Below are 19559 nucleotides of genomic sequence, written 5' to 3'. Positions count from 1 at the left end.
CAATTCTTCATGTTGGCTTTGATCCCGCATCGGCTAGCAGTCGTATGAATCATTATGAGAAAGGGCGCCATGTCCCCGATATTGATACGATTCGACGGATGGCGGCAGAGTTAAACGTGCCGTTGAACTACTTTTTTGTGATGATCAGACAACAGCAGAACTTGCATTGCTCATATCCCGGATGACAGAGGAAGAGCGAAGTAGTCTTATCGAAGCACTCAAAACGTCTTCAGGTGTAAAACATGCTGACAAAAAATGATGTTCTTCAAAAGGCTATTGATCTTTTTGAAGGTAACGAAAGTGCAGCATTAAACTGGTGCAATGAACCAAACAGAGCATTACAGTGGAAAACGCCCTCTGAGATAATGGACTCAGAAGAGGGGGTGTTGAAAGTTGCCATGCTCATTTTTCGAATAGAGCAAGGGGTTTATTCATGATTTACGACTCATCTAATTTCTCCAACTAACGGTTGGAGAAATTTGGGAAGGTAAGCAATATACAGAATGACGGAAATAAATCGTCCATGCCCTTTGCCGAAAATTATAACCAGCATTATGACGACTTGTGTAACTCCCGAACTACATGTTTGGCAACAGACTTTCCACCGGAATAACCGTATTGATTTTTACCGCTTTGACAATTTCTATCAACGATAGGGTATTCTGCGCCAGTTGGTCTTGCAGTTCACTGACTTCCGCCTGCAACTGCTGGTTTCTGGCCAGCAAGGCCTGACGGGTTTTGCGGTTGACGTATTGCTGTTTTTCTTTTGGGCGTAGATTCAACGGGCCAAGTTGCTGATCAACATAGGCAGCAATTAGGCGTTTTCGCTCAAGGCTGCTCAGCGTACTTAAACCACCGTTAACGATACCTTTTGCCTTGAGCCGAATATGCAGGGCCTTGGCGGAAATAGGGGACTTGTCAAAGCCTTCAGCCAGCATCAGTTGTAATTCGTGCTCGATCAGTGTGTCCAGTTCCTTTCGTGAGAGGCAATGGAGAGATATGAAGTTGTTTACCATCGTAGGCTATTTAACATAATATACATTATGCGCACCAACATTGTAGAGGCTCAATGCTAATGTCTATTTGTGGCTCATTGGAATGTCCAGGCTATAGTTCTCAGACCTGTATGTCTAGACAACGACTCACTTTTCCTGATGAGGAGTTTTCTATGGCTATACATGACGCCGGGATGTTCAACGTGAAAGAAATCAACCGCCTCAAAATCCTTCAGGATGTCATCGATCGCAATCTGCGTCCTGGCCAAGCTGCGGAGATGCTCGGCATTACACCACGTCATTGCAGCCGACTGCTGAAACGCTATCGTCAACTCGGACCGCTTGGCATGAACAACCAGAGTCGTGGCCGCACTGGTAACCGTCTGTTGCCAGCGTCACTGACAGATCAGGCTCTCAGTATAATCAGGGAGCAATACCGTGATTTTGGCCCCACGCTGGCGCGGGAAAAACTGGAGGAAGTTCACGGTCTGGTCCTTGGCAAAGAAACCATCCGACGTCTCATGATAAAAGCCGGACTCTGGATCCCACGCAGACAGCGCGCACCTAAAATTCATCAGCCTCGTTACCGGCGGCCTTGTACTGGCGAGCTGATACAAATTGATGGCTGTGACCACCACTGGTTTGAAAACCGGGGTCGACCCTGTACAGCTCTTGTCTATGTTGACGATGCCACCAGTCGCCTGATGCACTTACTGTTTGTGAAATCTGAATCCACATTTACCTATTTTGAAGCAACTCTTGGCTATATCGAAAAACATGGTAAGCCCATGATCCTCTACAGCGACAAAGCCAATGTCTTCCGGGTAAACAATAAGCATGCTACCCTCGGTCCCGGTGAAACTCAGTTTGCCAGGGCCATGCGCTCCCTCAATATCACACCGCTGTGCGCAGAAACCAGTCAGGCAAAAGGCCGTGTGGAACGTGCTCATCTAACCCTTCAGGACCGGCTGGTTAAGGAACTCAGGCTTAGGGGAATCTGTACTATAGAAGCGGCCAATGGATTTGCAGAAGAATACATTGCGGATTACAACCGACGCTTTGCCAAAGCGCCCTTGCATGATTTTAACGCGCACCGGCCACTGGCACTAGACGATGACCTTGATGCGGAATTTACCTGGCGAGAGCCCCGGCGTGTATCAAAAAGTCTGACTGTACAATACGATAAAATCCTCTATCTGATTGAGGACAGCGAATACAGTCGAAGAGCCATCGGCAAGTACATTGATGTCTGGCATTATCCTGACGGACATAAGGAGCTGCGACTAAATGGCATGCTGCTGCCCTACTCCACCTATGACCGGCTTTCTGAGGTTGAGAGCGTCGCCATTGTAGATAACAAGAGACTTGGCCATGTGTTGGATGTTGCCCGTCAGATCCAGACAAAACGGGACAATAATCGCTCACAATCGTTACCTTGTTCTGGTGATGAGCCTTCCCGCAGACGGCACGCCCCTAGCATCAACAAATCTCAGCGCTCACTGAACGAAGATGACCTACTTGAAGCCATGATAAAGCTTCAGGGAAGCTCTGAAGCCATCTTTGGTAAAAGGTGAACTTGGCGGAAACCTCGTACTAACTGACCAACGGCGATGTGTGCGCTATCTTTCGGCTATAGCAATTAAAGCCAGAGAAGATTTCTGAGAAATGCAAATAACTTCAATGATATTATATAACCGAGGTAAAATTCGAGTGTCACAGAACCCCGAACCGCTCCGCGGCGATTTACTACTCCAGCATCTCACATCCTAAAGGCTAAAGTATGGACTTCTCTGAATATCAGACAGAAATAATTGAAGATATCAAATCATGTCTTGAAGGTTTACAGGTACAGCCAATTCTCTTTATGGGTGCAGGGGTATCTCAACGCTACTTGAAAGCTCCTGATTGGGAAAACCTGTTAAAGTATCTCGCTGAAACTTGCCCATTAATCACTCGCCCGTATGGTTACTACAGTCAAACAAGAAATGACAATAAACCATTGATAGCAAGTGATTTTTCTGAGTCATACGCTGAGTGGGCTTGGGATGTGGGGACATCTCGTTATCCTGAACAGTATTTCAATGGAAAAAGCTCTAAAGATATTTATATCAAGCATGAGATTGCAACATTGTTGAATAACCTTTCAGACTCGGTTGATTTTTCAGCAATGGAGTACACTGAAGAAATTGAAAAGTTAAAAAAAGTAAGGCCCCATGCCATTATTACAACAAACTATGACGATCTGCTTGAAAAGATATTTGATAACTACCAACCGATAGTTGGCCATAATGTTGTGACTGTTAACTATACTACATACGGTGAAATCATGAAGATTCACGGCAGTAGTAAAGAACCAGAAAGCATCATTATAACAAATGAAGATTATGTTGAGTTTTATAAGCGTAAAAAGTATATCAGTGCAAAACTTTTAACATATTTCGTCGAGCATCCGTTGTTCTTCATTGGCTATAGTATTAATGATGAGAATATTAAAGCCATCCTGTCTGATATTGATGAGATAATTGCGCCGAATAACGCTTTGATTCCGAATATTTATTTGGTTTCCTTTAGTCCAGAATGTGAAGGTACAGGTTCACACCAGAAAGAGATTTTGATTGGTGTTGGTGAAAATAAAAGCATCCGAATCAAAGTGATCTATGCCAATGATTTCGGTTGGATTTATGATGCCCTATCGTCAAATACGCCAGAAATCAGTGTTAACCCAAAATTAGTCAGGGCGCTATTAGCCAGAACCTATACATTTGCCTCTCAATCTCTTGTAAAACAAGAGCTTCCATATGATTTTGAAATGCTTAAGAACATTGCTGAGCAAGATAACGTGTTAGCGAAACTTTATGGAATTGCAGAGTTAAATAATGGTCAAGCACTTAACGCAAGCTATCCCTACACCATATCTGAACTTGCAAAATTACTTGATATGGGATCTTGGCATTACGTCCATAAAGTATTAGAAAGAATACACAAGGAAACTGGTTTTAATATTAAATCCTCAGATAATAACTATCATGTGCTAGTGAAAACGGGGAAGGAAGGTGTTCATAAATATTCCCCCGCTGCATTAGAGTTAATCAAAAAAATCATTAATGGTCAGAAGTATAAACTCAAACCATAATTGGTTCGCATAATGACGTTATGCTAAAGAGGCCGCTGCGGGAGGGTTTTTCGCAGCGGCCTTTTCAACATATGGACATTTCTAATGAGCCAGTGATTAGACATTTTCACTGAGCTTTGACAAACATAAACCAAGGGAGAATCCAGTCGTTGGCGGTCATGATTGTCCTGCTCATTAACAACGTCCAAACCCCATATCTTACTTAATACCGTATTCTCGGCTTAACCGACGGTGCAACCTCAACACATTGGTTTCAACTGCCGTCACCACGTTCTCCGGAAAATCTGTCGGTAATGAAGTCTTCACGTTATCCAGTGCTGCCGGAATTATTCTGGCAAAGTCACTCAGGATTTCATGCATCTGCACTTCCGGAAATTTCAGCACCTTTGCTGTCGCCAGAAAATGTCGCGGATAAATTTTATCGATTGCCGTTTTTTTGCCTTTGGATGCGTTAAGCCCCATTGCCAGTTTGAGATCGCTGATGTGTATTCCTGCGCCACCCAATACCGGAAATGCTGAAATGATGTCGTAAAATGGCGTGAGTCGATAACTGCCGCCAGCCTGAATAAATACGGAGAAGTTTTTTGCATGGCCATCCGTTGCGCCAATCAACCACTGGAACACCTGAAACTTCATAAAATCATAGCGATCTTTCAGCGCCTCGCTGGACCCCATCAAAAAAGCCATGATCCGCGCGATGCCTGGGCCTCCATCTGATTCATATTTCACCGATGAAGGTAAACCGAATGTCTGACACATATCCTCCTGTGGCAAGCGAAGTAAAACCGTTTGCTCAGCATTCCAACGCCTGTCAAAACGTTCGACCGCTAACGCGCGCACATTTCCCGCTTTAATGATTTCTGCGTCCGGCACATTCAACCCAAGTTCTTTCGCCAGCAGCAGACAGTAATACTCATTATCAACGCTTTGGCTGAGATCGAGCGTCGCATTGGGCTGCCTGATTTCGCCAATCGGTAATTTAATGATGTGCGTCGTCGGCGTTATTCCTTTCGGAATGCACCAGTCATTGCCTATTCTGAGCAGCGCTGTCTTCTCCTGCGCGCCAGCAACCGAGATGCGAAAGTCATTTTCTTCTCTAATCATGCCTAGAGGGATATCTGCTTTATAAGCCGTTAATACTTCTTCAAGCCTGGCTTCAGTGAGCTGTTCCCATGCCATTATCGGGCGCGTTATGGTTTCATTTTCGGGTAATAACGTTACGGCACCAACGCTATCTCGCCCTATTTCTGACAATAAATCAAACGGTTGCTTGGATTTAGCATGATAACGTTTAACGATCCGGTCACGTACAATCGGGCTATCGGGTAACAGGTTATCGAAGAAGTTAAATACGGCATCAGAGGTGATATTCCCCCTCTGCAATGGCAGCGAAAGTGATAACGGTCTGGCATAACGGTTGGCTAACCACTCCGGTGCATACTTAAAGGTGTGCGCGCCATTGGCTAACTTCGTTAACTCGCCTACCCGCTGGTTGTTCATCCAAGTGACAAGTTTAGGCATTACCACTCCAGATCTTGCTGTTCTGTTGATTCTGGCGAGGCATTTTTCGTGTCGCATAGCGTCATTGAGAGTTCAAGCGACTGTAAAATCTTAAAAAATGTCGTGAGCGTGGTATTGTCAGGATTGTTTTCGAAATTGGAAATTGTCGCCTGCTTAATACCGATTTTTTTCGCCAGCTCGCTCTGCGTCCAGCCATTTTGCTGACGAACCAGTTTCATTGCATTCGCTAATTGCGTTGGGCTATAGATCTTCTGAAAGCTCATCATGTCATACGTCCACAGCATATTTATCCGTTCAAGGGGATATTATCAGTTTTATCCTTTAGTGGGGATAAAGTCAATCAGGAAACACATCTTATCCGCTCTACGGGATAAACACTGTGATATCCGCGATCGCGGATAAAAAGGAGGATTTAAAAGTCGTTTGAAGTCGGCAATATTAAGCAGCCGCATGCCATCTTCGACATGCGGCTTATACGGTTTACCAGCTATATTTCACACCCAGCATGCCCTGAGTATCGCTATAGCCTTTATCACCTAGTTGCACACCGACATTCCCCCACAGGCTAAGGTTGTTATTTACTTTCGCCTCAACCCCGGTACGTACTTCACCGAGATTACGCGCACCATCACGGCTTACGGTTTGACCATTCATCTTCACGGCGTAGACTTTGCTGTTGTTGATCCAGTTCGCTTCAATGTAAGGCTGGAACTCACGCTGTTTACCATTGTCACGCTGGTGATGACTGTTCAAGTAGGTTTTCACCCCAAGTCGCGTTTGCACGTTTCCGTCACCTTCCGTTTCAATGCGTGTTCCGTCTTTCCGGGTATGGTCAGAATCTTTCACACCCATCCAGGTGATTTGCACCTGTGGCTGGACGTACCAGGTATTCAGCGTCCCTTCGCTGCCGCTAAATGTTCCCGCTTCAAAGGTATATCCACCCTCAACAGAGGCCGTCACACCGCGAGAATCATAGTCGTCAGCAGAACGGTTATCGGAACTGACGCTGTTATCAAACCAGTTATACAGCGCCCAGCTGTCAACATAAGCGCCGGTCTTATTCGCATCGTTCTGATACCAGGTCGCGTACATCCCAGCGCTGTAACCGCTGATGCGCCCATCCGATTTATAACCCACACGATTACTCTGAGTATTACTGTGCTGATTGGCATAGCCTGCCATGACGCCGAGATGCCAGCGATCCTGCGCGTTGCTACTCCACTGCGCCAAATCGCCGCCTAGCTGCAATACATAGCGGTTAGCCTGAGTATTTAGCTGACCGTCACCGGCCCTTGAACGTTCGTGCCCTCCGACATGACGCATCCACATACTGCTTGCCGAATCCTGAGAATGCAGTGAATCTGTATACTGCGGCTCACCCAGACGGTCGTGTAAACGATGGCTAAACAGCGAGTTGGCTGCGGCAATGTTGCTGATATAGCTTCCGGCCTCCGGGCGATAAACTGATGGGCCTTCCGGATCCACAGCAGGAGGATTATTGATGGGATCGGGTGTATCCGGTGGCGTTACGCCTTCCCATTTACTGGTTAGATACCAGTTTTTCTCGTCATTCCCCTTCCCTTTAGCCAGCGTGTAGACGTAAGCCCCAGCTTCGACAGTTCCGGTGGTCAGCGCGAAGTTACCTGCAGAATTACCGCCAACCTCAATGAGTTCAATACCGTTGACCGTTTGTGCACCGACGCCGCCAATGTTATCAACCCGAACGCGAGTGTTCCCTTGGGTATCGCCTTTCACGTTCATTTTATCCGTGGGTGAATTATCGCCGCCCAGCGTCGCGTTGAACGTCATCAGGCCATTGTTTCCGGTATAGTTGCCGTTAACGGTCAGTACATTCCCCGGTTTCCCCCCTTCGCTATTCATTTGAACCGTGCCACCATTCTCCAGATTGCCGCCGATAGTGGTTTTGGCGACACGCAGTGTCCCCCCAGGCATAACGTTCACATCACCTGCAGTGGTGACATTTTCCGACATCACACCGCTGTTATGGATATTAATGTGCTGACTTGCCATATTAATGGCAGAGTCGGAACCGAAAGCAATTTCACCACCCACGATATCCGTCGTACCCTGATACGCCGCGGAATCGTTGTTAAGAGTCAGGATCCCGGTCCCCAGTTTTGTCACATCGCCGCTACCGGTGATACTGTGCGTCATCGCCCAGCTACGCTCAGTGGCGATGGTGAGCAGGCCATTATTGATAACGGAAGCATCACCCAGGTTTTTCTGCTCGTTGACGCTGAGCGCGCTGCCTACATCGATGTTGAATTGCCCCACAAAGCGGCTATTATCGCCATCCAGCTCTACGTCTGTGCTGGCGGTTGCGCTCACGATACCTTTACCGCTTATGCTATTGCGCAGTTCGCCGGTCACGTTTTTTAGCGTTAACAGACCGTCATTGGCAATATTCCCTCTGCCTAACCCCTGCGTATTGTCGAGGCTGACTTCCGCATTTGGGCTAATGCTGGTTAACGCATTGTAGCGTGCATTAAGCCCCTCGATAGCCAGTGTTCCCCCTGTAACATTCAGGTTTCCGCCACCTGTCAGTTCGCCCTGACTGATCCCACCTTTATTCACCGTCAGCGAACCTTCTTTGAACAAAATAGTCGAACCCATCAGCCCGGTGAATGTCTCTACCGTCTGCTCCGATCCATTAAGATCGACGATGGCCGCGTTGCTGATGTTCAGTTCCCGAGTATTGCCCAGCGCGCCATCCGCATCGGTACGTAATGTCCCCATCTGAACATAGGTTGCCCCCTGATAGTCGTTCTGACCGTTGGAAAGCGAAACCTGTCGCACCGTATTGATTGCCAGATCCCCTTCACCACCGATTTTTGCCGACATATCGGCCGTTGCGCCATAGGCTCCGCCATGTTCGGCTAACGTCAGCTTTTGCCCACCATGGATGTTCAGCGCTTTCAGCCCATAGTTAACATACAAACCATCACCAGGTGCGGTCGTGAGTCGGAATCCATAATCACCCTCGGCGACCACTGTTCCGTTTTGTGCAATGTGTAACGTTTTGTCCGCTTCCACCTCGTCGCCCTGTAAATCACGTAACGTTAATGAGCCACCCGACCCAATAACCGTTTGCGCCTTCACCAGTTGAACGCCGACATGGCTATCATCGTGTTCCAGCAAATTGAGCGTAGTCAGAGGGTTATTCGCCATGGGATCATTCCACGGTTTAGGCACGTCGATAAGCACGTCGCCCGTCCCGTTTACCTGATAGTTACGGCCTTTCCAGGTGTAGTCACCCGCGCCGACAACCAGTGTATCGACGCTGATATATCCCTCCGCAAGCGTCGAAGCAGGTATATCCGTATCGAAAGTGAGCGTACCGCCATTCATGGCTAGTCCACCAATGGATTGCTCTCCCACTTTTACCGATGTGGTATTTTCACTGTCAGACTGAAGCATCGCGTGAGTAAGCGCAGCGGTGTTGTCGCGTTCCAGTGTGAAGGTACTGTCTTTCAGTTGGGCAACACCGGCGAATTCAGTTCCTGTTGCATGGGTAAAGCCAAACATTTTGTCGGAGGATGACAGCTGCACTCGCATCAAGCCATCGCCTTTGAGCGCATTGGTCAGCGTGTAATCTCCTGCGCTGTTCGTTGATGCGAGAATGTCGAGCGTACCGGGGCTTGCAATGGTTACTTCACTCGAACCCATGCCTGTTACCCCATCTGCCGTATGTGACGCAATAGTCAGGAGGCCGTCATTGACCAGCGTTTTGCCGCTATAAGTATTCCCTGCAGTGAACACCGTATGGCCTGCATCATGCATCACTTTTCCGTCTTTATCGTCACCCGTAATCAGCATATCGACCTGGTAGCCGGCATCACTGTTATTGGTATGATTAAAGACAAAAACGCCTTCGCCAAGACCGAACTCCACCTTCGTCGCATTGGTGATAAACCCGGCATCTGCCGCAGCCTCACCGTGGGCAGCACCAATGTTTAGCGTTCCTACAGCAGGCTCAAAAACACCTAAGTAAACTTCTCCACCTTCGACATTCAGCGTGCCGTTATTCGTCAGGGTTAACGTACCTGTGCCAGTCGTCCCTACGTTCATATTGAATGTTTCAAGAAGAGAGTTCTGCCCATCCACCCGCACGTCGCCCTTACTTTTGTCATTGAGAGCTATCTGTGTATCACGCGCTTTAACTATACCTCCGGTGGTAATATTCAGTTCACCCGTGCCTAATACACCGACCTGTAGCAATTGGGCGTTAGTAGATGACGTTTTTAAATTCCAGAGACTATCCGTTGAAATATTAACTATCCCCTTACCGGAGGCATTTCCTCCGATAAATCCATAGCCCGTTGAATTAAGGGTGGCACCATTACTGACATTTACGATGCCGCTACCAAAATTACCGACATTGATACCTACAGTATCGAACGATGATGTCGCATCCATCAGGTTCAGTGTGCCGATACCGCTTGCTTTATCGCCCAAAAAAGTAATATTTTGCGATACGAACTTACCGCCATCGCTGATATTGAGGTTTCCGACGCCCGCAACACCAATAGTGGTATAGACATTCTTATTGACCTCCCACATCCCCCCCGTGGTGATGCTAACCTTCCCGACGCCGGTTTCTCCATAACCGAGTGAGCTTCCTCCGTTGCTGACAACAAGCCCCTCATTACTGATATTCATTTCGCCGTGGCCGTCATAACCAAGATTAGTTCCGAGATTAGTGATAACGGAGTTCTTATCCTTAACAGTAATGTTGCCTGTGCCTGTTTCTTTCATCCCCGCAGTGATAATTCCCGAATCTACTTTGCCTTCACTCGAGACATTAAGATCACCGTCGCCAGCATCACCGATATAGATATAGCGGAAAGCTTCGCCCGTTCCGAGGAAATTCCAATGCCCTTTATCGGTCACGTTGACGACACCGTAGGACCCGTCCTGAACGCCCACCAATGAATATTCTTTATTATTAATCAGTCCATTATTGGAAATATTGACTGTGCCATTACCGAAATATCCATTATAGAGTCTGCGTACCGTGATGACAGAGTCTTGATCCTGCACATTCAGGGTTCCGATACCGGTGAGGTTGCCACCGATAATCGTATTTTCAGCCGTAATTAGCCCCCCATCGCGAATAGTTGCTTCGCCCGTCCCTTGATTACCAATTTGAAATTCAATTGAGGAATCATTATTTTTTATTAGCCACTCGCCACCCTTTTCAACGACAACCTTACCATTACTGTTCGCCTGATATCCTACAATGGCGACTATTGAACTCGTGACGTAACCCTTATCCGTAATATTTAATGAGCCTGTACCGTAACTCCCTATTTCGAATAATTCGGTCGTCAGAACCGAGTCCTCTCCTTCAACATTGACCGTCCCGACGCCTCCTGTCGAAGAACCTATCCTTAAATATCCTCCGTCAACGTGACCCTTCTGTTTAATATTCAGCGTCCCCGTTCCGGATTGACCCACATTTAAAGGCCTTGCATTATTTCCGCTATCATACAATCGCCAGGTGCCACCCAAAACGTTAACGGTGCCCTCTGAGTCCTCATTACCACCAATGACGCTGGTAGTAATAGTGGTTAAGGAGGCATTACCGCCAGCCAAAATATTAAGCACTCCAGTGCCATACCACCCAACCAGGTAGGCATCGTAAGCAACATCAGTATTAATATTGGTAATCTGACCATTATCAACTTCCAGACTCGCACCAGACGCTGAACCGCTTAGTGCCAGCAAAACACCCAGCGTCAATCTACTGAATTTCGTTGTCAATCCAGAGGATTTACGCAAATTAACCGTTGATGTTTTACCTACCCTGCGAGTTAATTCCGAGCAGGCCTGAAATACCTGTAGGGTGCAATTCCATATCACGCGATAGATTCTATTCATATAAACGCTCCATATACAAACAATACAGCCACGAAAGAGATGAGCCATCAGATGTTAAAAATGAAACTTATTAAGTTGTCAGAGGTCTGTATTGAGTGTTGGTTGGAGGTGGGAAGGTGTCAATTTGGCTAATTTGCTAATACTTTCGAATCGATAGATTAAAAATTGCATAGTTCTTATTTTATTTAAAAATGAACCATGAGTTATTGTTGCTTAATAAGAAAACTGTTTCTTTCAATAAGAAGATTATCATCATCATATTTAACAAAGAATAGCACTAATTGCTAAAAACAGAAGTTTATTAAAACCCTTTTTCATCCATTAATGCCTTTAAGAATATTCGCTATAAAATAAGGGTTATGCTTAATGCTTTAAGAAAAATAGCAATTTTCCCTTGAATATAGTACTGGTGATGGAACGATGAATCTGCAAGCTGGCATTTAACAAGCCAGCTCTAAAGAAGGGAAATAAGAATACCAATACTCAAAAACTAACAGCCACAGTCATCATGATGTGGCTGTCAATGAAACTATAACCCAGGCGCTTTCCATAACGACGTCGTCAGTCCATGATCAACCAGCCCCAGCTGATCCTGATAAACTGCCTGCCACTTATCGCGTGAATCCTGATAAAGTTCATGCTTTTCCGGGTCTGGTGTGTGCGTCCGTTCCCAGCGAACCAGGCGTTCTCCGGTTTCTGCCATTGATGAAAAAATTCCGGCACCGACGCCAGCTGCAATGGCACATCCTAATGCGGTGGCTTCTTTGACCACCGGAATATTGACGGGTAATCCCGAGACATCAGCGAGAATTTGACTCCATAATTTCCCTTTTGAACCTCCGCCTGCAAAGACTAACGATGAAGGATGAATATTCGAGAAATCAGCGATTTGCTGCAAGTTACACGCTGATACAATCGCCGCATTTTCTTCCAGCGCACGGAACAATGTCGCTTTGTTACATTTATCCGGATCAATAGACAAATTAATAAAGGAAGGCGCAGCGTGATACCAGGTTTTAAAGCGCATTCTGTCGGAGAATATCGGCATTACGCCCCACGACCCAGGCGGCACACGACTTGCCATCTCTTCAAGCAACGTATAGGTGTCGATGCCTAAACGTTCGGCAATCAGTTTTTCTTCGGCACAGAAAGCATCGCGGAACCAGCGCATGGTGAGTCCGGTAAAAAAGCTTATAGATTCAGCTTGTACCATGCCAGGAATAACATGAGGATTAACGCGCACGTTCATTTCTGGGTCTGTCACCGGCGCGGCTAAGTTTACAACTTGCTGCCAGAATGTACCGCCAAGAACAGCGGTTTGTGCCGGACGGACAACGCCTAACCCCAGGCAACCAAGTTGCACGTCGCCTCCTCCAACGACCACCGGAGTGCCCGCCTTCAGACCGCAGAGTTCCGCCGCTTGTGAACTTACCACGCCCAGCAATGTGCCGGTTTCTTTGACAGGAGAAAGAATATCGGCCCGTAGGCCTGCCATATCCAGCAATGCAGGTTTCCAGTCACGGGTGGTTAGATCAAGAAGTCCCGTGGTGCCAGCGTTAGAGGGATCCACCGCCAGTTCACCGCTGAGCATATAGGCCAGCCAGTCGCTGATCATGGTGATGGTCGACGCCTGTCGGTAGATATCAGAACGATGGTGCGCCAGCCAAAGTAATCTGGGAATAGCGCTTAAAGCCAGCGTTTGTCCGGTGGCGCGATAAACTTCGTTTTCAAAGGTATTGTTGTATAGTTCTTTAAGTTCGCTAACTTCGCGCGCCGCTCTGGCATCCACATTGGCGCAGGCCCAGATCGGTGTTCCTTCATTGTTATATAAAACAATGCCTTCGCGCATCGAACATGCCGAAACGGCAGCGATATACTCCGGGGCTATGCCGGCGTTGTGCAGCGCCTGGCGCATACACTCACACGCCAGTTGCCAGTTTTTGTTGAGATCAAATTCCATAGAACCAGGAACGTCCGGTACTGCCAGATGCCGCCACTCCGCCTGTCCCACTGCTATTTGATTGCCTTCCAGGTCGAATATCACAGCCCGAATACTTCCGGTGCCTGCATCCAGCGCCATCAGGTAGTACTTTGATTCTGAAGGGGTAAAGAGTCGAGCCATTAGATTATCCTCGGCTTATGCGTTCTGTCTGTTCCTCTATACGTTCTCCATCATTCCCGGTAATAAGGTCATGCAAATTTAACTACGTAAAATCGCCGCTGCTGTGTCCTGATCGGTAACCAGTGCGTTGATATAGCCGCCTTTAATTGCAGCGGCAATGGCTTCGGCTTTATTTTCTCCCCCTGCCACGCCAACCCGGACGGGAATGGTCTTCAGCGCGCTTAAAGGTAAGCCAATCAGTTCGTTATGTATTTTAATATCCGTGACAACGTCACCTTTTGCATCAAAAAAGTAGCCTAAAATGTCGCCAACCGCCCCTTTTCGGCCAATCATTAACTGTTCGCCCTGACTGATGTAACCGGAGCGAATGATCGTCGCGTCGTCTTGTTGACTCACGGCCCCAATGCCGACAATCGCCACATCCGCAGCTTGTGCGGCTAACAGAACATCTTTGACGCAATTTTCATTTTTTAGCGTATGGGCAATGTCAGCGGAGGATGCCCGCAGCGGAGCCGGAATAATATTCACACTGCACGCCGCATTAAGCTGCCCGATACCCGTCATATAAGAACCGACGCCACCGGAGAGCGTGACCAGGCGAATTTGCTGCGACGAAATAAAACCACTTAAGCGTTGCAGCGTATTCATGGTTGCCTCGCCAAAACCAATCGCCAGCATCTGTTGTGGTTGAAGTAAACTCATCAACATATGCGCCGCGCCTATCCCTAGTCGCCCGCCGACATCAGCATCCGCAAGCCCAGGGATCACCCGGACATGTTGCAGCGAAAACTGACAACGTAATTGAGTTTCATATTCCAGACAGCCTTCAAAGCGAGAATTAATCTGCACGCGAATAATGCCGGACTGATGCCCTTTTTCCAGTAATCGCGACACTTTCAAGCGAGTCAGCCCGAGACGCTCGCTGATCTCGCTCTGGGTCAGCCCGTCGTGATAGTAAAACCACGCGATCCGCGCGACCTGTTCTTCTTCACACATTCCCTGTTCTGAAATTGCCGAATCGTTGATTGTCATAATTCATTCTTCACTTTGAACATATTTAAATCTTTAATGCAATTGTTCAGTTCTTGCGCATTTATATCTGTGATAGCAACCACAGTTTGACTCTACGAGCATGAACAAACGCAACCGTGAAAATCAAAATAGCATAAATTGTGATCTATTCGTCGGAAATATGTGCAATGTCCACCTAAGGTTTATGAACAAATTGAAAGCAGAAATACATTTGTTCAAAACTCACCTGCAAAACTGAACGGGGGAAACATGCTAACGAGTGATATCCGCGCGTTACCGCTACTTTGCGCCCGCTCGGTTTATAAACAGTATTCAGGGGTTAATGTCCTGAAAGGCATCGATTTTACGTTGCATCAGGGGGAAGTCCACGCCCTGCTTGGCGGCAATGGTGCCGGTAAATCGACGTTAATGAAGATCATTGCCGGTATTACCCCTGCTGATAGCGGTACGCTGGAGATTGGAGGCAACAACTACACCAGATTAACGCCAGTTCATGCTCATCAGTTGGGTATTTATCTCGTTCCCCAGGAACCGCTGCTTTTCCCAAGCCTGTCGATAAAAGAAAACATTCTGTTTGGGCTAGCAAAAAAACAGCTCTCCATGCAGAAACTGAAGAACTTGCTGGCGGCGCTGGGCTGCCAGTTTGATCTGCATAGTCTGGCAGGATCGCTGGATGTCGCCGATCGCCAAATGGTGGAAATCCTCCGCGGGCTGATGCGCGACTCGCGGATTCTGATCCTCGATGAACCTACCGCCTCGCTTACCCCCGCCGAAACCGAACGTTTGTTTAGTCGCTTGCAAGAGTTGCTTGCTACTGGCGTGGGTATTGTTTTTATCTCGCATAAGCTGCCGGAAATTCGCCAGATTGCCGATCGAATTAGCGTGATGCGCGACGGAACCATCGCCTTAAGCGGCAAAACCAGCGAACTGTCTACCGACGACATTATTCAGGCCATCACGCCAGCGCTACGGGAAAAATCGCTCTCTGCCAGCCAAAAATTATGGCTGGAGTTACCTGGCAACCGCCCACAACATGCCGCCGGAACGCCGGTGCTGACACTGGAAAACCTGACCGGCGAAGGTTTTATGAATGTCAGCTTGACGCTTAATGCCGGAGAAATTCTGGGTCTGGCTGGGCTGGTGGGGGCCGGACGCACAGAACTGGCCGAGACGCTCTATGGTCTGCGTACTTTGCGTGGCGGACGCATTATGCTGAATGGTAAAGAGATCAATAGATTATCCACTGGAGAACGTTTACTGCGCGGTCTGGTTTATCTGCCGGAAGATCGCCAGTCATCCGGACTGAATCTCGATGCTTCGCTGGCCTGGAATGTCTGCGCCCTTACTCATAACCTTCGTGGATTCTGGGCGAAAACCGCGAAAGATAACGCCACACTGGAACGTTATCGTCGGGCTCTGAATATTAAATTTAACCAACCGGAACAAGCTGCGCGGACCTTATCCGGCGGCAACCAGCAAAAAATCCTGATTGCCAAATGTCTGGAAGCTTCGCCGCAAGTTTTGATTGTCGATGAGCCGACGCGCGGCGTGGATGTCTCGGCCCGTAATGATATCTACCAGCTGTTGCGCAGCATCGCCGCACAAAATGTGGCTGTGCTGCTTATCTCCTCTGATCTGGAAGAGATCGAACTGATGGCAGATCGCGTATATGTGATGCATCAGGGCGAAATTGCCCACTCTGCACTGACCGGACGCGATATTAATGTCGAGACCATTATGCGCGTTGCCTTCGGCGATAGTCAGCGTCAGGAGGCATCATGCTGAAGTTTATCCAGAACAACCGTGAAATCACGGCACTGCTGGCGGTGGTGTTGCTGTTTGTATTACCCGGTTTTCTCGACCGCCAGTATTTAAGTATGCAAACGCTGACCATGGTTTATAGCAGCGCGCAAATCCTGATCCTGCTGGCAATGGGCGCGACGCTGGTGATGCTCACGCGCAATATCGATGTTTCGGTAGGTTCGATTACCGGAATGTGCGCAGTGCTGTTGGGAATGTTACTGAACGCGGGGTATTCACTACCTGTTGCTTGTGTCGCGACTTTACTGCTTGGTTTACTCGCGGGATTTTTCAACGGTGTCCTGGTCGCGTGGCTAAAGATCCCTGCCATTGTTGCCACGCTCGGTACATTAGGATTGTACAGGGGCATCATGTTGCTGTGGACTGGCGGTAAATGGATTGAGGGGTTACCCACCGAACTGAAACAACTCTCCGCCCCGCTGCTGTTTGGCGTTTCAGCAATTGGTTGGTTGACGATAATTCTGGTGGCATTTATGGCCTGGCTGCTGGCGAAGACGGCGTTTGGACGCAGTTTTTATGCCACGGGCGATAATTTGCAGGGCGCTCGTCAACTGGGCGTTCGTACGGAAGCCATTAGGATTGTGGCATTTTCGTTGAACGGCTGCATGGCGGCACTGGCGGGGATTGTGTTTGCTTCGCAGATCGGTTTTATTCCCAACCAGACCGGTACCGGGCTGGAGATGAAAGCGATTGCAGCCTGCGTGCTGGGCGGTATTAGTTTGCTCGGCGGTTCCGGTGCGATCATCGGTGCGGTACTCGGCGCATGGTTCCTGACGCAGATCGATAGTGTACTGGTGCTGTTGCGCATTCCGGCATGGTGGAATGATTTTATCGCGGGCCTGGTTCTGCTGGCGGTGCTGGTGTTTGATGGACGCCTGCGTTGTGCGCTGGAACGTAATCTACGGCGGCAAAAATATGCCCGCTTTATGACGCCACCGCCATCCGTTAAACCCGCTTCGTCAGGTAAAAAACGGGAGGCCGCGTAATGCGTATTCGCTACGGTTGGGAACTAGCTCTTGCCGCACTGCTCGTTATTGAGATTGTCGCATTTGGTGCAATTAACCCGCGGATGTTAGATCTCAATATGTTGCTGTTCAGCACCAGTGACTTTATCTGCATTGGCATTGTCGCCCTACCGCTGACGATGGTGATTGTCAGTGGCGGGATCGATATTTCGTTTGGCTCGACCATCGGCTTGTGCGCCATTGCATTAGGCGTACTGTTTCAAAGCGGCGTGCCGATGCCGCTGGCGATTCTTCTGACCTTTCTGCTCGGCGCATTGTGCGGGCTGATTAACGCCGGATTAATTATCTATACCAAAGTTAACCCGCTGGTGATTACGCTTGGCACGCTGTATCTGTTTGCCGGAAGCGCTCTGCTGCTTTCCGGGATGGCCGGGGCTACGGGGTACGAAGGTATTGGTGGATTCCCGATGGCGTTTACAGATTTCGCTAATCTGGATGTGCTGGGACTCCCCGTTCCGCTGATTATCTTTCTGATATGTCTCATCGTTTTCTGGCTGTGGCTGCATAAAACCCATGCCGGACGTAATGTGTTTTTGATTGGACAAAGCCCGCGCGTGGCGCTTTATAGCGCGATTCCGGTTAACCGCACCTTATGTGCACTCTATGCCATGACGGGGCTGGCGTCTGCGGTCGCCGCTGTGCTGCTGGTATCGTATTTTGGTTCAGCACGTTCCGATCTCGGTGCGTCGTTTCTGATGCCCGCCATCACCGCCGTGGTGCTTGGCGGTGCCAATATTTATGGTGGTTCCGGTTCCATTATCGGCACCGCCATTGCGGTTTTACTAGTGGGATATTTGCAACAAGGTTTGCAAATGGCAGGAGTGCCAAATCAGGTGTCCAGCGCCCTTTCCGGTGCGCTGCTTATCGTCGTTGTCGTAGGTCGTTCCGTTAGCCTGCATCGCCAGCAAATTAAAGAGTGGCTGGCGCGTCGGGCCAATAACCCATTGCCATAAAGGATATCTTCATGACACTTCATCGCTTTAAGAAAATCGCCTTACTTAGCGCTCTTGGCATTGCCGCAATCTCTATGAATGTGCAGGCCGCAGAGCGTATTGCTTTTATTCCCAAACTGGTTGGCGTGGGATTTTTTACCAGCGGTGGCAACGGCGCACAACAAGCTGGTAAAGAGCTGGGCGTTGATGTGACCTACGACGGGCCGACAGAACCCAGTGTTTCTGGTCAGGTACAGTTGATTAATAACTTCGTCAATCAGGGGTATAACGCCATTATCGTTTCTGCGGTTTCGCCTGATGGCTTGTGTCCGGCACTGAAACGCGCCATGCAACGTGGCGTGAGAGTGCTGACCTGGGACTCTGATACCAAACCGGAGTGCCGCTCTTACTACATTAATCAGGGAACGCCCGCCCAGTTGGGAGGTATGTTGGTGGATATGGCGGCGCGTCAGGTGAATAAAGACAAAGCCAAAGTCGCGTTTTTCTACTCAAGCCCCACCGTTACGGACCAAAACCAGTGGGTGAAAGAGGCGAAAGCGAAAATCGCCAAAGACCATCCAGGCTGGGAAATTGTCACTACGCAGTTTGGCTATAACGATGCCACTAAATCGTTACAAACCGCAGAAGGAATATTAAAAGCCTATAGCGATCTCGACGCCATTATCGCCCCGGACGCCAACGCCCTGCCCGCTGCCGCACAAGCCGCAGAAAACCTGAAAAATGACAAAGTTGCGATTGTCGGATTCAGTACGCCAAACGTGATGCGTCCGTATGTAGAGCGCGGCACGGTGAAAGAATTTGGCCTGTGGGATGTGGTTCAGCAAGGCAAAATTTCAGTTTATGTCGCGGATGCATTATTGAAAAAAGGATCAATGAAAACGGGCGACAAGCTGAATATTCAGGGCGTAGGTCAGGTTGAAGTCTCGCCAAACAGCGTTCAGGGCTATGACTACGAAGCGGATGGTAATGGCATCGTACTGTTACCGGAGCGCGTGATATTCAACAAAGAGAATATCGGCAAATACGATTTCTGATGTGCATTACTTAACCGGAGTA

At 48.4% G+C, this 19559-nt stretch carries 12 protein-coding genes and 1 pseudogene; 7 read left to right on the top strand and 6 right to left on the bottom strand.

Annotated features, from left to right (window positions below; genetic code table 11):
• Positions 1 to 242 precede the first annotated feature (242 nt).
• A complete protein-coding gene (locus HEN33_RS05365; protein WP_000956368.1) occupies positions 243 to 437 on the top strand; it encodes an MbcA/ParS/Xre antitoxin family protein in 195 nt (64 codons plus the stop codon).
• Between the two features lie 115 nt (positions 438 to 552).
• Here HEN33_RS05365 and HEN33_RS05360 read toward each other — a convergent pair.
• Positions 553 to 938, bottom strand: a pseudogene (locus HEN33_RS05360) (hypothetical protein).
• 230 nt (positions 939 to 1168) lie between these two features.
• Between HEN33_RS05360 and HEN33_RS05355 the strand changes: the two are divergent.
• Together HEN33_RS05355 and HEN33_RS05350 are read left to right on the top strand one after the other, a co-directional pair.
• Positions 1169 to 2569, top strand: coding sequence for an ISNCY family transposase (locus HEN33_RS05355; protein ID WP_105277013.1), 1401 nt, complete (start codon positions 1169 to 1171; stop codon positions 2567 to 2569).
• A gap of 206 nt (positions 2570 to 2775) precedes the next feature.
• Positions 2776 to 4128 (top strand): SIR2 family NAD-dependent protein deacylase, encoded by a 1353-nt coding sequence (locus HEN33_RS05350; RefSeq protein WP_001544475.1) that lies wholly within the window; start codon positions 2776 to 2778, stop codon positions 4126 to 4128.
• A gap of 198 nt (positions 4129 to 4326) precedes the next feature.
• On the opposite strand, the gene hipA is transcribed toward HEN33_RS05350, so the two are convergent.
• The 5 genes from hipA to lsrR all read right to left on the bottom strand — a co-directional run bounded on the left by hipA (position 4327) and on the right by lsrR (position 14704).
• Positions 4327 to 5649, bottom strand: coding sequence for a type II toxin-antitoxin system serine/threonine protein kinase toxin HipA (gene hipA, locus HEN33_RS05345; RefSeq protein ID WP_176263029.1), 1323 nt, complete (start codon positions 5647 to 5649; stop codon positions 4327 to 4329).
• Positions 5649 to 5915 (bottom strand): type II toxin-antitoxin system antitoxin HipB, encoded by a 267-nt coding sequence (gene hipB / locus HEN33_RS05340; RefSeq protein WP_001296726.1) that lies wholly within the window; start codon positions 5913 to 5915, stop codon positions 5649 to 5651. Before hipB ends, hipA begins: the two co-directional genes overlap by 1 nt.
• A 214-nt stretch (positions 5916 to 6129) precedes the next feature.
• Positions 6130 to 11550: an ECSE_1600 family autotransporter gene (locus HEN33_RS05335; RefSeq protein ID WP_176263028.1), complete on the bottom strand. Its 5421-nt coding sequence runs from the start codon at positions 11548 to 11550 to the stop codon at positions 6130 to 6132.
• Positions 11551 to 12079: 529 nt separating this feature from the next.
• Positions 12080 to 13672, bottom strand: a complete 1593-nt coding sequence (lsrK, locus tag HEN33_RS05330; RefSeq protein ID WP_176263027.1) for an autoinducer-2 kinase — start codon at positions 13670 to 13672, stop codon at positions 12080 to 12082.
• Between the two features lie 78 nt (positions 13673 to 13750).
• The gene (lsrR, locus tag HEN33_RS05325; RefSeq protein WP_000154346.1) at positions 13751 to 14704 is read right to left on the bottom strand and encodes a transcriptional regulator LsrR; all 954 of its coding nucleotides are present in this window, start codon (positions 14702 to 14704) and stop codon (positions 13751 to 13753) included.
• A 249-nt stretch (positions 14705 to 14953) separates the two neighbouring features.
• Between lsrR and lsrA the strand changes: the two genes are divergently transcribed.
• Genes lsrA through lsrB form a run of 4 tightly spaced genes read left to right on the top strand, consistent with a single transcriptional unit; the run spans position 14954 to position 19537 of the window.
• Positions 14954 to 16489, top strand: a complete 1536-nt coding sequence (gene lsrA, locus HEN33_RS05320; protein ID WP_176263026.1) for an autoinducer 2 ABC transporter ATP-binding protein LsrA — start codon at positions 14954 to 14956, stop codon at positions 16487 to 16489.
• Positions 16483 to 17511: an autoinducer 2 ABC transporter permease LsrC gene (lsrC, locus tag HEN33_RS05315; protein WP_176263025.1), complete on the top strand. Its 1029-nt coding sequence runs from the start codon at positions 16483 to 16485 to the stop codon at positions 17509 to 17511. Before lsrA ends, lsrC begins: the two co-directional genes overlap by 7 nt.
• Positions 17511 to 18503, top strand: coding sequence for an autoinducer 2 ABC transporter permease LsrD (lsrD, locus tag HEN33_RS05310; RefSeq protein WP_104919771.1), 993 nt, complete (start codon positions 17511 to 17513; stop codon positions 18501 to 18503). The genes lsrC and lsrD overlap by 1 nt, the downstream gene beginning before the upstream one ends.
• An 11-nt stretch (positions 18504 to 18514) precedes the next feature.
• Entirely contained in the window at positions 18515 to 19537 is a 1023-nt protein-coding gene (gene lsrB / locus HEN33_RS05305; RefSeq protein WP_088541886.1) for an autoinducer 2 ABC transporter substrate-binding protein LsrB, read from the top strand.
• Positions 19538 to 19559 lie beyond the last annotated feature (22 nt).

It is taken from the genome of Escherichia sp. 94.0001 (genome assembly GCF_013369155.2).
Classification (GTDB): Bacteria; Pseudomonadota; Gammaproteobacteria; order Enterobacterales; family Enterobacteriaceae; genus Escherichia; species Escherichia coli_F.
The sequence above is the reverse complement of the archived record's forward strand: the minus strand, read 5'-3'. Positions and strand labels throughout refer to the sequence as shown.